General features: G+C 68.9%; 17 protein-coding genes. 16 read left to right on the top strand and 1 reads right to left on the bottom strand.

Annotated elements, in window-relative coordinates:
* The first annotated feature begins 7 nt into the window (after positions 1-7).
* The 12 genes from OHA10_RS03685 (at position 8) to OHA10_RS03630 (ending at position 10,107) form a co-directional block, all read left to right on the top strand.
* Positions 8-490 (top strand): MarR family winged helix-turn-helix transcriptional regulator, encoded by a 483-nt coding sequence (locus OHA10_RS03685; RefSeq protein WP_371404757.1) that lies wholly within the window; start codon positions 8-10, stop codon positions 488-490.
* A gap of 111 nt (positions 491-601) precedes the next feature.
* Complete coding sequence (locus OHA10_RS03680; protein ID WP_371404756.1) at positions 602-2,128, top strand: ABC transporter substrate-binding protein; 1,527 nt, start codon at positions 602-604, stop codon at positions 2,126-2,128.
* Positions 2,129-3,067, top strand: a complete 939-nt coding sequence (locus OHA10_RS03675; protein WP_371404755.1) for an ABC transporter permease — start codon at positions 2,129-2,131, stop codon at positions 3,065-3,067.
* A gap of 179 nt (positions 3,068-3,246) precedes the next feature.
* Positions 3,247-3,984 carry an ABC transporter permease gene (locus tag OHA10_RS03670; RefSeq protein WP_371404754.1) on the top strand — a complete coding sequence of 246 codons (738 nt, stop codon included), beginning with the start codon at positions 3,247-3,249 and terminating at the stop codon, positions 3,982-3,984.
* Positions 3,981-5,501 (top strand): ABC transporter ATP-binding protein, encoded by a 1,521-nt coding sequence (locus tag OHA10_RS03665; RefSeq protein ID WP_371404753.1) that lies wholly within the window; start codon positions 3,981-3,983, stop codon positions 5,499-5,501. Before OHA10_RS03670 ends, OHA10_RS03665 begins: the two co-directional genes overlap by 4 nt.
* The gene (locus tag OHA10_RS03660; protein WP_371404752.1) at positions 5,498-6,544 is read left to right on the top strand and encodes a pyridoxal-phosphate dependent enzyme; all 1,047 of its coding nucleotides are present in this window, start codon (positions 5,498-5,500) and stop codon (positions 6,542-6,544) included. Before OHA10_RS03665 ends, OHA10_RS03660 begins: the two co-directional genes overlap by 4 nt.
* Positions 6,545-6,554: 10 nt before the next feature.
* Positions 6,555-6,686, top strand: coding sequence for a hypothetical protein (locus tag OHA10_RS03655; protein ID WP_371404751.1), 132 nt, complete (start codon positions 6,555-6,557; stop codon positions 6,684-6,686).
* Positions 6,677-6,877: a phytanoyl-CoA dioxygenase family protein gene (locus OHA10_RS03650; protein ID WP_371404750.1), complete on the top strand. Its 201-nt coding sequence runs from the start codon at positions 6,677-6,679 to the stop codon at positions 6,875-6,877. Before OHA10_RS03655 ends, OHA10_RS03650 begins: the two co-directional genes overlap by 10 nt.
* Entirely contained in the window at positions 6,874-7,671 is a 798-nt protein-coding gene (locus tag OHA10_RS03645) for a Rossmann-like domain-containing protein (protein ID WP_371404749.1), read from the top strand. The genes OHA10_RS03650 and OHA10_RS03645 overlap by 4 nt, the downstream gene beginning before the upstream one ends.
* Positions 7,668-8,876, top strand: coding sequence for an MFS transporter (locus tag OHA10_RS03640; RefSeq protein ID WP_371404748.1), 1,209 nt, complete (start codon positions 7,668-7,670; stop codon positions 8,874-8,876). Before OHA10_RS03645 ends, OHA10_RS03640 begins: the two co-directional genes overlap by 4 nt.
* Positions 8,877-8,939: 63 nt before the next feature.
* Positions 8,940-9,617, top strand: a complete 678-nt coding sequence (locus OHA10_RS03635; RefSeq protein WP_371404747.1) for a DUF1707 domain-containing protein — start codon at positions 8,940-8,942, stop codon at positions 9,615-9,617.
* Between the two features lie 40 nt (positions 9,618-9,657).
* Positions 9,658-10,107 (top strand): GNAT family N-acetyltransferase, encoded by a 450-nt coding sequence (locus OHA10_RS03630; RefSeq protein WP_371404746.1) that lies wholly within the window; start codon positions 9,658-9,660, stop codon positions 10,105-10,107.
* Here OHA10_RS03630 and OHA10_RS03625 read toward each other — a convergent pair.
* Positions 10,091-11,662, bottom strand: a complete 1,572-nt coding sequence (locus OHA10_RS03625) for a dolichyl-phosphate-mannose--protein mannosyltransferase (RefSeq protein ID WP_371407898.1) — start codon at positions 11,660-11,662, stop codon at positions 10,091-10,093. The genes OHA10_RS03630 and OHA10_RS03625 overlap by 17 nt on opposite strands.
* A 215-nt stretch (positions 11,663-11,877) precedes the next feature.
* Here OHA10_RS03625 and OHA10_RS03620 point away from each other — a divergent pair, with 215 nt between their 5' ends.
* The 4 genes from OHA10_RS03620 to metG are packed head-to-tail and all read left to right on the top strand — an operon-like array spanning position 11,878 to position 14,846.
* Positions 11,878-12,117 carry a hypothetical protein gene (locus OHA10_RS03620; RefSeq protein WP_371404745.1) on the top strand — a complete coding sequence of 80 codons (240 nt, stop codon included), beginning with the start codon at positions 11,878-11,880 and terminating at the stop codon, positions 12,115-12,117.
* Positions 12,114-12,413, top strand: coding sequence for a type II toxin-antitoxin system VapC family toxin (locus OHA10_RS03615; protein WP_371404744.1), 300 nt, complete (start codon positions 12,114-12,116; stop codon positions 12,411-12,413). The genes OHA10_RS03620 and OHA10_RS03615 overlap by 4 nt, the downstream gene beginning before the upstream one ends.
* Positions 12,410-13,252 (top strand): 16S rRNA (cytidine(1402)-2'-O)-methyltransferase, encoded by an 843-nt coding sequence (rsmI, locus tag OHA10_RS03610; RefSeq protein ID WP_371404743.1) that lies wholly within the window; start codon positions 12,410-12,412, stop codon positions 13,250-13,252. Before OHA10_RS03615 ends, rsmI begins: the two co-directional genes overlap by 4 nt.
* A 28-nt stretch (positions 13,253-13,280) precedes the next feature.
* Positions 13,281-14,846, top strand: a complete 1,566-nt coding sequence (gene metG / locus OHA10_RS03605) for a methionine--tRNA ligase (RefSeq protein ID WP_371404742.1) — start codon at positions 13,281-13,283, stop codon at positions 14,844-14,846.
* Positions 14,847-14,891 lie beyond the last annotated feature (45 nt).

Here is a 14,891-nt window from a genome sequence, read left to right as displayed (position 1 = left end):
TGTCTGCATGGGTGAACCGCAGTGGCTCGATCAGCGTGAGGCGCGGCTCTGGCAGTCGTACCGGGATACGCACCGCGAGCTGATGCGCGCGCTCGAGGCGCGGATGATCAGCAATTCGGGCCTGTCCGGCGCCGACTACGCCCTCCTCCACCCGCTCTCGGAAGCTGAGGACGGCGTACTCCGCACCCGCGACCTCGGCCGCTCCGTCGGATGGGAGCGCAGCCGCCTGTCCCACCAGGTCAGCCGGATGGAGAAACGCGGCCTGGTCTGCCGCGAGGAATGCGCCGCCGACGCCCGCGGCTCGATGGTCCGCCTCACCCCACTCGGCCGCAAGGCCGTCGATGCCGCCGCCCCCGACCACGTCGACGCGGTCCGCACGTTCTTCTTCAACCGGCTGTCCCCCTCGGAGCAGGCCCAACTCACCACTCTGCTCGACCGGATAGCCGCCGACCTCCCGGACACCTGCCCAACGCCCGACTGCGACGAATAGGACACGCCGTCACGGAGAGCGATTGGGGGTGGCCCTCGGAAGAATGAGGGCGTCTCGTTCAGATGCGCGCTGGATTTGACAATCGTTTTCACTAACGTGAGGATGTGGCGCGTGTCCGAGGCGTTGAGCAGGCGTGGGTTTCTGGGGGTGGCCGGCGCCGCGGGGCTGGCTGCGGTGGTCGGATGTGGTGCGGACGGCGAGGCGGCGGCGCAGCCCACGCAGGGTGGGCGGTTGCGCGCTGTGTACGCCGGTGGCGGGGCGAAGGAGGTGCTCGACCCGCACGTGCAGAGCTTGTTCGTGGACATCGCGCGGCACAAGGCGATCTACGAGAAGCTGGTCGAGCTCGGGCCGGATCTGAAGCCGGTGCCGCGGCTCGCGTCGAAGTGGGAGCACGACGGGACAGCGACGACCTGGCGGTTCAGCCTGCGGGACGCGAGCTTCCACGACGGCGCCAAGTTGGTCGCCGAGGACGTGTTGTTCAGTCTCGCGCGGATCGCCGACCCCGCCGTGCCGGAGCGGGTCGCGCAGTCGTCACTCGCGACCCTGGATCTCAAGCGCAGCAGGGCTCTGGGCCCGTCGACGGTCGAGCTGGTGCTGACCGCTCCGAACGCCGAGTTCCCCGCCCTGCTCGCCGGTATCGGCACGCAGATCGTGCGCAACGGGTTCAAGGATCCGACCAAGCCGCTCGGCACCGGCGCGTTCCGGTTCGTGTCCTTCGAGGCGGGGCGGTCGATGGTGGCTTCGCGGTACGACGAGTACTGGGACGAGCCGGCCCGGATCGAAGAGCTGCATATCCTGTCCGCCGACTCGGAGGCGCGGGCGAACGCAGTACAGGGCGGACAGGCGGAGTACGCGAACGACATGACGGCGACGTTCGCGCGGACGGCCGGGAAGACGGTGCGGGTTGTCGCCGCGAAGGCCAGCACGATGCAGGCGTTCGTGATGAAGGTCGATCAGCCGCCGTTCGACAACCCGGATGTACGGCTCGCGTTCAAGCTGCTCGCGGATCGGCAGCGGCTGGTGGACGTCGTACTCGCCGGGCGCGGCGAGGTCGGGAATGACCTTTTCGGTAAGGGATATCAGTACTACCCGGCCGATCTTCCGCAGCGTGAGCGTGATGTGGAACAGGCGAAGGCGTTGCTGACGAAGGCCGGGCTGGCGGGGAAGGAGGTGGAGATCTTCACCGCTGACGCGTCGGCCGGGTTCGTCGAGGCGGCGACGTTGTTCGCGGAGCAGGTCGCGGAGGCCGGCGTGCGGTTGAAGGTCACGACCGGGAGCCCGCAGACGTATGCCAAGGACCTGTTGACGAAGGGTGCTATCGGCAACCATCGGTCCGGCGCGATGCCGATCCCGCAGTACGTCACCGATCGGCTGCTGTCGCATTCGCCGTTCAACGTGACGCATTGGCGGCGGCCGGCGTTCGACGCGGGGTTCGCGGCCGCGCGGGCGGTGACGTCCGAGACGGAGCGTGCCGAGAAGTACGGCGTACTGCAGAAGACGTTGCGCGACGAGGGCGGGATCCTGGCGTGGGGTCTGCCGGACTATCTCGTCGCGGTGTCGGCCAAGGTGCAGGGTGTGCAGGCGGTGCCGCCGAACACGCTGGACCAGGGGCGGTTCGACAAGGTGTGGCTGGCCTGAATGCGGTCGTACGCCGCCCAGCGGGCGCTGCTCGCGGTCGTGCAGCTGGCCGTGCTCTCGGTGCTCGTGTTCGTCCTGACCTCGTTGCTGCCGGGGGATGCGGCGGAGCTGCGGTTCACCGAGACGCTGACGCCTGACCAGGTCGCGCGGTTGCGGGGTGAGCTGGGGCTGGATCAGCCGGCGCCGGAGCGCTTCGTGCATTGGCTGGGGAACGTGCTGACGGGCAACCTGGGTACGTCGCTGATCAGCGGGGGACCGGTCGCCGACATCGTGCGGTCGTCGATCGGTGCGACGCTCGTGCTGACGATTGCGACGCTCGCGGTTGTGGTGCCGTTGGCTGTCGCCTTGGGCATTGTGATGGGGACGCGGGAGAACGGGCGGGTCGATCGTGCGATTACTTCGGTGACGCTGGCGCTGTCGGCGATCCCGGACTTCGTCATCGCGGTCGTGTTGGTCGCGGTCTTCTCGCTGAGGCTCGGTTGGCTGCCGGCGACGTGGGTCGGTGGGGATCTGCTTGCGTCTCCTGCGCTGTTGGTCCTGCCTGTCGCTGTTCTGTTCGGTCGCACGGTCTGTCTGCTGTCACGCCAAGTGCGGGCCGGCACGATCAACGCTCTGCATGCCGAGTACGTCGTCCAGGCGCGCCGCCTCGGCGTTTCCCGGCGGCAGCTTCTACTTCGGCATGTGCTCCCGAATGCCGCCGTGCCGGGGGTTCAAGAGCTGGCGCGCACCGGTGACACGCTCCTCGGCGGAGTCCTCGTGGTCGAAGCCATCTTCGCGATCCCGGGCTTTGCCACCGCGTTGGTCGACGGTGTGGAGACCCGGGACATCCCCACGGTCCAGGGTCTAACCCTCGTCCTGGCTGTTGCAGCCCTCTGCATCAACCTGACCGCAGACCTGGCCTGCAACCGCCTGGTCCCCCGAACGGCCCTCCTCCGATGAGCGCCGACAGCGGAAGCCCGCCGGACGAGGTGACGGAACCCCGCGACGCTAGTCGCGAGGCGAGATCAGGACGGTCGGGCTCCCGCCGGTCCCCGAGGCGGCTTCGCCTCTCGCGCCGGGCTGCGGTTCGGGGGTGGAGTGGGGTGGGCGTGGGGGTGGTCTTGGTTGTGGTGCCGTTGGTGGTTGCGGTGGTGGGCCCGCTGGCGCCGCGTGATGCACGCGAGGGGTTGCCGTACTCGTCCGAGGGGTTGCTGGGGACGGACGGGTTGGGGCGGGATGTGTTCGGGTTGCTGCTGGTGGGCGGGCGCACGGCCTTGGGGATGGCTATCGGCGCGGTGGTGCTGGCGTATGGCGTGGGTGGATTCATCGGGCTGGTGGCGGCGTCGACGAGGCATCGGTGGTTGGACGAGGGGTTGATGCGACCGCTCGACGTACTGCTGCCGTTGCCTTCGTTGCTCGTGATCAGTGTGGTGGCGGTCGGCTGGCGGGCTTCGGCAGTCGCCATCATGGTGGCGGTCGCGATGGTCAACGTGCCGACGGTCGCCAGGCTCGTCCGGGCGGCGGCGTTGGATGCGGCGAGTGGACCAGTGGTCGAGGCGTTGCGGATGCAGCGGGAGTCCTGGTTCGCGATCCACGTCGGCTACATTGGGCGTTCGGTGCTCGGGCCGGTGGCCGCGGATCTCGGCACCCGGATCACGCTCGCGGTCTTCCTGGTTGCCTCGGTCAACTTCCTCGGTCTCGGGTTGAGCCCGACAGCGCCGGACTGGGCGGTCAGCGTGTCCCGCAACCGCGAAGGACTGCTGCTGCAGCCGTGGTCGGTCCTCTCGCCGGCCCTCCTCCTGGTCTCGTTCACGCTGGGCTTCAACCTGCTGGCCGATCGCCTCGTGCACAGGTCGCGACAGGTGGCGACCGTATGACCGTGGTGCGAGTCGACAACCTGACGGCGACCGCAGGGTCGACGATTCTCGTGGACGGCGTCTCGTTCGAGGTCGTCGCCGGTGAGGTGACGGCGCTCGTCGGAGCGTCGGGGTCCGGCAAGACGACGTCGGCCTTGGCGTTGCTCGGTGAGCACGGAGACGGTGTACGGCTCGCCGGGCGGGTCGAGGTCGGCGGCGAGATGGTTGTCGACAGCAACGGCCCCACTGCGGCAGACGTGCGCGGTCGCGTGGTCGCCTACATGCCGCAGCATCCAGCCAGCGCACTCAACCCGGCCCGGAGGATCGGTACGACGTTGCGCGAGCTGGCCAGGCTCCATGACGGCGACGTCGCGACAGCTGTCCGGGCCGCTCAGCTGCCGAGTGATCGCCTGACTTTGAAGAGGTTTCCGCATCAGTTTTCGGGTGGGCAACGGCAGCGGGTGGCGTTGGCGCAGGCGTTGACGTGCGGGCCGCGGGTTCTTGTGCTGGACGAACCCAGCACCGGCCTGGACTCGATCACCCGCCTGCAACTGATCGAAGAGCTACGTGAGCTGGCTGCGGGCGGGCTGGCGATCTTGTTGCTCAGTCACGATCTTGAGCTGGTGCGCGCGCTCGCGGCCCGGGTCGTGGTCCTGGACGCCGGTCGCGTCATCGGCGACACCCTCCCGCCGGCGCCCGACCTGCCGGCCGCGGGAACCCCCGCCGCCGGGCAGCCGTTGCTACAGGCAATGAACCTGTCTGCCGCGCTGCGGCCCCGCGGCCGTGACGTCGTACTGCGTGAGGTCGATCTCGACGTCCGCACCGGCGCCTGTCTCGGCGTTGTCGGGCGCTCCGGCAGCGGCAAGACCACCCTGGCCCGCTGTCTCGCCGGCCTGCATGAGCGCCACGCCGGCCGGATCCTCCTCGACGGTGAACCGCTCCCGGTCCTCCGCAACCGCACCCGCGAGCAGACCCGCCGCGTCCAGTACGTCTGGCAGGAAGTCCGCGGCTCCTTCGACGAACGCCGTCCCGTCGACCAGCAGGTCGCCCGTACGGCGCAACGCCTGCGCGGACTCGCCCCGGACCAGGCCCACGCCGAAGCCGTCGCCACTCTCGCCCGCCTCGGCGTTGCCGCGATCACCGCGGCCCGTCCGCCGAGCCGGCTCTCCGGCGGCGAGCTCCAACGCGCCGCCCTGGCTCGCGCCGTCCTCGCGAGCCCCGACGTACTGATCTGCGACGAGATCACGACCGCCCTCGACGACCGCGGTACGGCGCTCGTCCTCGACCTGCTGACCGAACTGAAGAGCCGCGGTACGGCGCTGATCTGGATCGGTCACGACCTCGGTCTGGTCGCGGCTGTCGCGGATCAGGTCCTGGTCCTCGATGCCGGCCGCGTGGTCGAACAAGGCCCGCCCGCGACCATCACCACCGAACCACACCACGAACTGACCCGGCGGCTGGTCGCAGCCGCCCGGATCGGCGACCCACATTCTCCGCCCGTGCTGACCATCGACCCAAGGAGCGAACCGCGCCGATGACGCGACTGCACGACCACCTGGCGGAGGCCATCAAAGACCCCGATCCGATCCGGGTGGGGGAGGACCTGATCTGCCTGCGGTTCGAGACCATGAAGGTGTACTCCGCGCTCGGCGCCGTGCGGCACCTGCTGGAGACCGGGCGGGTGCGGCGTGGTGACACGCTGATCGACAGCTCGAGCGGGATCTACGCGCATGCGCTCGCGCTCGCCTGCCACCGGTACGGGATGAACTGCCACATCGTCGGTTCGACCACGGTCGACCGGACCCTGAAGATCCAGCTCGAGATCCTCGGCGCGACCGTCGAGCAGGTGCCGTCCTCGAACAACCTCCAGCTCGACCAGAACCTCCGGGTCCGGCGGATCGGGGAGATCCTGCGCGACAACCCGACGTACCACTGGATGCAGCAGTATCACGACGACATCCACTACCTCGGGTACCGCGCGGTCGCGGACCTCCTCGCGGACGTGGTGCCGGACGGACCGCTCTGCCTGGTCGGCGGGGTCGGTACAGGCGCGTCCACGGGCGCGATCGCGGCGTACCTGCGGGAGCGTGGGCGGGATGTGAACCTGGTCGGCGTACAGCCGTTCGGGAGCATCACGTTCGGGGCCGGGCATACGCAGGATCCGGACATGATCATCGCCGGTATCGGCAGCTCGATCGAGTTCCGCAACGTGCGGCACGAGCTGTACGACCGATTGCATTGGGTCTCGTTCGACTATGCGATGTCGGCGGCGGTGGATCTGCTGCGGACGTCCGGCGTGTTCGCGGGGCTGTCGGCGGGAGCGGCGTACCTGTCGGCGTTGTGGGAGCACAGCTGCGACCGCGGGCGGAAGCATGTGTTCCTGGCCGCGGACACCGGGACGCGGTACGTCGAGTCCGCTTTTGCCCGGCATGCCGAGGCGCGGCCGATGGCGTCGATGCGCCCGCTCGAGATCGACTCGCTGGACGAGCTCTCGGTGCCGTGGTCGGCGATGTCGTGGGACCGGCGGGAGCCCGCGACGGTCCGGCGCGAGGAGCTTCCATCTGCGACCCCGTCGCATTAATGTGTGTCCCGTGACGGGGTATGTGCTGCTGCCGGAGTTGTTCACGGCAACCGAGGTGGCCCGGCTGGAGGACGTGGCCGAGCAGGTGCATGCCGAGATCGTGTCCGCGGCCGAGGCCGGCGGGACGGGGCGATGCAGCTGATCCCGGCCGATCGTCCGGTGGAGGCGCCGGCCGGGTCGGTCCTGATGTTTCACGGGCTGACGGTGCATCGCTCCGCGCCGAACCACACAGCATCCGACCGCCGCTCGCTGCTGTACTGCTTCCAGCCTGCCGGCCGGCCGGAGTTGTCCGCCTTGCACTACAACCCCGAAAGGCTGGCCGATCTCCCATGACCGTCGCTGACCTCACCGCTGCCGTGCTCGCCGGTTCTCCTTCGCCGGCCGACTTCAACATCACGAGCGCTTTCTGGCTGCACCACACCACCCGGCTACCGGGAGCCGACGTCACCTATCGCAACTACTACGTGCTGCTCCGGGTCGGCGAGGTCTTCGGCGCCTGCTCGTTCGAGGCGGGCGAGCTGGACCCGTCGTACTGCGCGGACACGTCGGGCCGGTCGCTGGCCGACGTACTGTCGTCCGGCGACCCGCTCCCGGTGCGGATCGCGGCGCTCGATGCCTATCTGGCCGTGGTGCAGCCACACCATACGTCTGCCCAGGCTGAAGAGATCGTCCTTCCGGCTGGTACTCCGGATGTCCGGGCACGGGCCCGCGACGCAGCCGTGGCCGGTCTGCTCGACGTTTCCGAGGGCACGAAGGTCGCGCTGATCGGGGTCGTGAACCCGCTGGTCGATGCGATCACCGACCGCGGCGGCGTCTGCCTCCCGTGCGACTTCAACCTTCGCGAGACGGCCTCGGGGTTGCCCGTGTCGCGGGACATGATCGAGGTCGTGGACGCTGCGGACGCGGTCGTCGCCACCGGCATGACCCTGTCCAACGGGAGCTTCGACGTACTCCTCACTCGTTGCCGCGAGCAATCGAAGCCGCTCGCCATCTACGCCCAAACCGGCAGCGCTGTCGCCCGCGCGTTCCTCGGCGACGGGGTGACCGCGTTGTCCGCCGAGCCGTTCCCCTTCTCCCAGTTCAGCTCCCGCCCGAGCAGCCTCTACCGCTACAGGACGGATCTATGAGCACGTCGCAGAAACTCGTCGCCGAGGTCCCCGGTGACCTCCGGATGGCCAGACGGTTGTGGCCGTTCCTGCTGGCTTCGACGGTGAGTCTGATCCCGTTCACGGTGTTCGGGATGTATCTCGTGCCGATCGCGAACACCGCGGGTGGGAGCGTCGCGGAGATCGGCGGCCTGCGCGGGCTGGGTGGGCTGGCGGCGCTGGCGGTCGGGGTCTCGCTGGCGCCGTTGATGGATCGGGTCGCTCGGGAACTGGTCGCCGCGGGCGGGCTGGCATTGCTCGGGGTCTCGGCCGCGTTAGGGGCTGTAGGCAACGTGTTCGCGGTGGCGGCGTTCTGCCTGCTGATCGGTGCGTCGACGTCGATCCTCGCGCCGTCGATCGGCGCGGCGGCGGCCGACAGGTTCCGGTCGCCGGCGGCCGCGGGGCGGGCGGCGACGTTGGTGTCGGCGACGACCTCGGCGATGGCGATGCTGGCCGCTCCGGTGCTCGCCGTCCCAGGGCTGATCTGGGGTTGGCGAGGCAACCTGCTTGCCGCCTCGGCGATCTCGCTCGCCTTGTCGGCCGCCTTCTTCTGGCGCGGCCGCGGGCGCAAGTCGCCCCGCGGTGAGCGCGAGCGGGTGAGTTACCTCGCGACGTACCGCGAGTTGGCCCGTGTCCCCGGCGCGCTGCCGCTGCTCGCGGTCGCCATGCTCCGGACCGCCGCCTTCATGGGGTACCTCGCGTACCTGGCCGCGTTCTACGACGACAGGTTCGACCTCGCTCCGGGCTGGTTCGCGCTGGTGTGGTCGCTGAGCGGAGCGTCGTTCTTCCTCGGCAATCTCTTCGCGGGGCGTTATCTCGCCACCGATCGCGCGTGGATCAGCCCGGAGAAGATGCTGCTCCTCGGCGTCATCGTCGCTCTCGTCGCGGTCGCCGCGTTCTACTTCTCGCCGACGCTTCCGCTGACGCTGCTGCTGACCGCACTCATGGGTGCCGCCCACGCGACCGTCGCGGCCTGCGTCACCACGCTGCTGGTCCGTCGCAGCGGAGACCTTCGCGGCTCCGCGCTCAGTGTCAACGCGGCCGGCATGAGCCTCGGCACCTTCCTCGGCGCCGCGATCGGCGGCCTTGGCCTCGGCCTCGGCGGCTACCCCGGTACGGCGGTCACCTTCGCCGTGATCACGCTCGCCGCGCTGCTGTGTGCCCTCAGAGTCCGGCGCCCGGTCTAGGGGTCAGGATCGGGGGTTTTCCGGACTCCGCACCGAGCCTGTCTCGATATATCGTTCCGTCTTATGGAGAATCTGCCCGACCGCCCGCACCCGCACGCGCACCTGCGGGCGTCCGACACCGATCGTGACCAGGTCGTCGACGTACTGCGGGACGCCCTGATGTCGGGACGGTTGTCGCAGGACGAGCATGCCGAACGCCTCGAGCAGACGTTGCAGGCCAGGACCCTCGGCGAACTGGAGCCGATCACCCGCGACCTCGTCGTACCGGGTCAGGCCCAGCCGGTGCCGCTGCCGGTGGCGCAGCCGTCGGTCTCCAACAGCCCGGTCCCGATCGAGGAGCCGGCCGACCCGAGCCAGAGCTTCGACACGATGGTGGCGATCTTCGGCGGCGGCGAGCGGACCGGCCGCTGGCGGGTGAAGCGGCGGACGAACGCGTTCGCGGTGTTCGGCGGGCACGATCTGGACATGACCAACGCGGTCTTCGAGGGCCGCGAAGTGACGATCTACGCGTTCGCTGTCTTCGGTGGGATCGACATCACCGTCCCCGAAGGCGTGACGGTCCGCAACGAGGGCGTCGGTATCTTCGGCGGCTTCGGCGCCCGCGGCAGCGACGACCCGGACCCGAACGCACCGACCGTCGTGGTGAAGGGTCTCGCGCTCTTCGGCGGCGTCGGCGGCCAGTCGTCGGCCAAGCGTCACGGCAAGAAGAACAAGGGCAAGGGCCACCACGAGCTGCACTAATGCGGGTGCGGTCAGCGGCGCGGCCTCATAGCCTGCGGGCATGAGCGACTTCGTACCGGCCGACTTCGACGTACCCCGGGAACTCATCACGCCGCGCTTCCGGTTGGAGCCGCTCGGCCCGGAGCACAACGTGCCGGATCATGCGGCGTGGACGAGCAGCATCGAGCACATCCGCGCGACGCCGGGATTCGGTGGCAGCTGGCCGCCGGTCGACGGGATGACGCTGGAATCGAACCTCGCGGATCTGGAGCGGCACGCCGAGGACTTTGTGCAGCGGCGTGGTTTCACCTTCACGGTGATCGACACCGACGTGATCGGCTGCGTCTACATCTATCCGTCGCGCAAGGATCCGGGTGTGACCGACGTACGGTCATGGGTGAGTGCCGACCGGGCCGAGTTGGACGTTCCATTGTACGAGGCCGTGTCCGGCTGGCTGGCCGCGGACTGGCCGTTCACGAACGTCGACTACGCGGTCAGATCCACGACTTGAACCACATCCGGCTGAGCCAGTCCGGATGGGGGAGGACCTTGTCGGTCAGGATCGGCCAGATGTAGGCGAAGTTCAGCACCACGAGTACGACGAACGCGCCGACCACCGCGCTCCCGATCAGCCGGCGCGGTGACGCCGTACTCACCGCACTGGCCGCCGAACCGATCGCCGCGCGGGCCGGGCCGAGGATCCTGCCGAGGACCAGAGCCAGCGCCATCACCGTGAACGGGATCATCGTGACGGCGTAGAAGAAGAAGATCGGTCTGTCGTCGAACGCGAACCACGGCACCCAGCAGGTGACGAACCCGACGATCGGTACGCCGTACCGCCAGTCCCGCGAGCCGATCCAGAACACCAGCGCGGCGATCAGCGCGAGCGCGCCGCCCCACCACAGCAGCGGCGTACCGAGGGCAGAGATCACCTGCAGGCAGTTGGTCCCGGCCGGGGCGTTGCAGCCCGGCGTACCCGGTTTGATGTCGTTGACCGCGTCGAAGCCGATCGGGCGGGCGATGATCGGCCAGCCGGCCGGGTTCGACTGGTACGGGTGGGTGGCGTGCTTGATGTAGTCGCCGGTGTGGAAGGCGAGCACTTCCTTGTGGTACTCGAGCAGCGACCGGAAGTCGTCGGGCACGACCTTCATCACGCCGTGGGCCGGATTGCTCGCCGCCCAGTTGTGGTCGTACGCGTTGTCGTGCAGCAGCCAGCCGGTCCAGGTCGCGAGGTAGGTGACGCCGGCGACGAGCACGAGGCTGACGAACGCCGGGATGCCGTCGACGAGCGCCGACTTCACGAACGCGAACCGGACGCCGAGAGCGCGGCGCGCGCCGAAGTCCCAGGCGAAGGCGAGCACGCCGAACGCGGCGAGCGTCCAGACGGCCGACCATTTCGTGCCGAGCGCGAGGCCGAAGCAGATGCCGGCGGCGATGCGCCACGGTCGGATGAGCAGCCAGCGGCCGATCGTGCGGCGTTCGCCGTCCGAGGTCGGTGTGTCGAGGGAGTCGGCGTGCCGGCGGCGGGTCCAGTCACGGTCGGCGATCAGGCAGGAGACGGCTGCCACCAGCCAGAACGCGAGGAAGATGTCGAGCAGCGCGACCCGGGACATGACGAAATGCAGGCCGTCGACCGCGAGCAGGAGGCCGGCGATCGAGCCGATCAGGGTCGAGCGGGTCATCCGGCGTACCGTCCGGATCACCAGGAGCACGGTCAGGGTGCCGAACAGAGCCGGCATGAACCGCCAGCCGAACGTGTTCATCCCGAACAGCTGCTCACCGGCCGCGATCATCCACTTGCCGACCTCGGGGTGCACGGTCAGGCTCGGGGTCGGCTTGAAGACGTCCAGGTTGCCGCTCAGGATCGCCTTGTCGGCGGCGCCCTCGGGCTGGTCGATGAACTGGCGCGCGTACCCGAACTTGAGCAGGCTGAACGCGTCCTTGGCGTAGTACGTCTCGTCGAAGACGAACTTCACCGGCGTACTGAGATGCCAGAACCGCAGGATGCCCGCCATCAGCGTGATCGCCAGCGTCGCGATCCAGCCGCCGTCGAAGTCCCGCGGCATGGCCGGGTACAGACGCTCCTTGAGCGGCGGCAACCGTCTCCCGAGCACGTCCCGCCCGAGCGTCTCCAGCCCCTCGCCGACGTCGCTACGCCGCGCAGTCCCATCCTCGATCACAGCAGCCACGCCCGCCATCGTACGGACGCCCCGGTACCACCGCCTCCCGGCGTCTGTGGAAAACCACAACCCACCACACCGAACCTCCTACAATCAGTCACATGAGCACGCCACGCGAGGAGCTGCACGAGCTGATCGACTCGCTGTCGGACAAGGCAGCGGCCGACCTCCTCCCGGAGCTCCGCCTGCTGAAACTGCAGGCCGAGGCGCGGGCCGAGCGCTCGCCGAGCTCGGGTGCCTGGCCGCCGGCCTGGTTCGGCTCGATCGAGAGCACCCCGCCGGACCTTTCGGAGCACATCGACGAGATCCTCACGGCGGAGTTCGGGCGTAACCCGAAGTGATCGTCGTCGACACCGGCCCCTTGGTGGCCGCCGCACTGACCTCCGACGCCAATCACCAGCCCTGCGTCGAGCTGTTCGCCTCGCTCCGTCTGAACAATGAGCAGCTGGTCGTTCCGCCGTTCGTCGTGACCGAGGTCTGCTACCTGTTGGCCCGTTCGGGCGGCCCCAAGCCCTTCGTTCGATCGCTCGCGAGTGAGGATTTCACCATCGGCCCAGTCACTCCAGGCGGCCTCGACCGTCGGCATTTCAGTGTTGTCCGGCCGCGGCACGTCGACGCGTTCACTCTTCTGCCATGACCGGGCGATTGGTGCTGGCGGGGACTCCTATTGGGGATGTTTCTGATGCTTCGGCGCGGTTGGGGCGGGTTTTGGCGGGGGCCGACGTGGTGGCTGCGGAGGATACGCGGCGGTTGCGGCGGTTGACCTCGGAGCTGGGGATTCAGTTGGGCGGGAGGGTTGTCAGTTACTTCGAGGGGAATGAGCGGGAGCGGACGCCCGAGTTGTTGCAGGCGCTCGTCGACGGGCAGACCGTGGTGGTGGTGACCGACGCGGGGATGCCGAGTGTGTCGGATCCGGGGTTCCGGCTGGTGGCGGCGGCGATCGAGGCCGACGTGCCGGTGACGGCGGTGCCGGGGCCGTCGGCCGTCTTGACGGCGTTGGCGCTGAGCGGGTTGCCGGTGGATCGGTTCACGTTCGAGGGGTTCCTGCCGCGGAAGCCGGGGGAGCGGGGCCGACGGCTCGACGAGCTCAAGGACGAGCCCCGGACGATGGTGTTCTTCGAGGCGCCACACCGGTTGACCGCGTCCCTGGAGGCGATGGCCGAGGCGTTCGGCGCGGATCGGCGTACGGCGGTGTGCCGGGAGCTGACCAAGACGTACGAAGAGGTCAAACGCGGCCCGCTCGACGAGCTCGTGACCTGGTCGAAGGACGGCGTACGCGGGGAGATCACGATCGTCGTGGCCGGCGCCGACCCGCACAAGATCGTCACCGCCGAGGACCTGGCCCGCGAGGTGGCCAAGGACGAGGAAGCGGGCACGCACCGCAAACAAGCGATCGCTGACGTCGCGAAACGCTTCAACGTCCCGAAACGGACCGTGTACGACGCAGTGCTGGCCGCGCGAGACCCTGGTAAATAGCATTCGCGCGCCCCACTACGCTTGAGTCATGTCCGAGAAGGCCTATTACGTCACCACCCCGATCTACTACGTCACGGCGCCGCCGCACATCGGCAGCGCCTACACGACGGTGGCCGGGGACGTCCTGACGCGCTGGCACGCGCAGCGCGGCGAGCGCAAGTGGTACCTGACGGGTACCGACGAGCACGGCGAGAAGGTGATGCGCAGCGCCGAGGCGCAGGGCATGACGCCGCAGGCCTGGACGGACAAGCTGGTCGAAGAGGCCTGGAAGCCGGCCTGGGTGGACGTCGACATCGCGTACGACGACTTCATCCGGACCACCGAGCAGCGCCACACCGAGCGGGTCCGCGAGTTCTGGCAGACGCTGTACGACAAGGGCGACGTCTACAAGGGCGAGTACGAGGGCCTGTACTGCGTCGGCTGTGAGGAGTTCAAGCTCCCCGCGGACATCCGCACCGACGAGGACGGCACGCAGCGGTGCATGATCCACGGCACGGAGCTGGAGACGGTCTCGGAGACCAACTACTTCTTCCGGCTCTCGGCGTACGCCGACAAGCTGCTCGAGCTGTACGACGAGCAGCCGGACTTCGTCGCGCCCGCCAGCGCCCGCAACGAGGTGATCGCGTTCGTGAAGCAGGGCCTGCAGGACCTGTCGATCACGCGCTCGACCTTCGACTGGGGCATCCCGGTGCCGTGGGACGAGGACCACGTTCTGTACGTCTGGATCGACGCGCTGCTCAACTATGTGACGGCGGCGGGCTACGGCACCGACCCGAAGCGGTTCGAGGAGCTGTGGCCGGTCGACGTCCACCTGGTCGGTAAGGACATCCTCCGGTTCCACGCGGTGATCTGGCCGGCCATGCTGATGGCTGCGGGCGTCGCCGTACCTCGTCAGGTCTTCGCGCACGGGTGGCTGCTCGTCGGCGGCGAGAAGATGAGCAAGTCGAAGCTGACCGCGATCGCGCCGCACGAGATCACCGACCACTTCGGCTCGGACGCGTTCCGGTACTACTTCCTCCGGACGATCCAGTTCGGCTCGGACGGCTCGTTCTCGTGGGAGCACCTGAGCGCGGTCTACACCTCCGAGCTCGCGAACGGCCTGGGCAACCTGGCCAGCCGGATCGCGGCGATGGTCGGCAAGTACTTCGGCGGCACGCTGCCGGAGCCGACCGACCACGGACCGGCCGAGCAGGCGCTGGCGGACAAGCTCGCGCAGACCGTGGCGACCGCGGACAAGGCTCTCGACACCCTCGCCTTCCAGGACGCGCTCGCCGCGATCAACGACCTGGTCGGCGCCGTGAACGGGTACGTCACCGAGCAGGAGCCCTGGAAGGTCGCGAAGGACGAGTCGAAGCAGGACCGGCTCGCGACGATCCTGTACTCCGCGGCCGAGACGCTGCGCGCGGTCGCCGTACTGCACAACCCGACGATGCCGAAGACGTCCGCGAAGCTCTGGGAGCTGCTCGGCGCCGAGGAGAAGCTGGGCGCGCTGAAGGACCAGCGGGTGCAGGACGCCGGCACCTGGGGCCAGCTGCCGGCCGGATCGACGCTGACCAAGGGTGAGCCGCTCTTCCCGCGGCTCGAGGAGAGCTGACCGCAACAAACTCGCGCCGCCGTCCGGGAATGCCGGGCGGCGGCG

It is taken from the genome of Kribbella sp. NBC_00662 (assembly GCF_041430295.1).
GTDB lineage: Bacteria > Actinomycetota > Actinomycetes > Propionibacteriales > Kribbellaceae > Kribbella.
The sequence above is the reverse complement of the archived record's forward strand: the minus strand, read 5'-3'. Positions and strand labels throughout refer to the sequence as shown.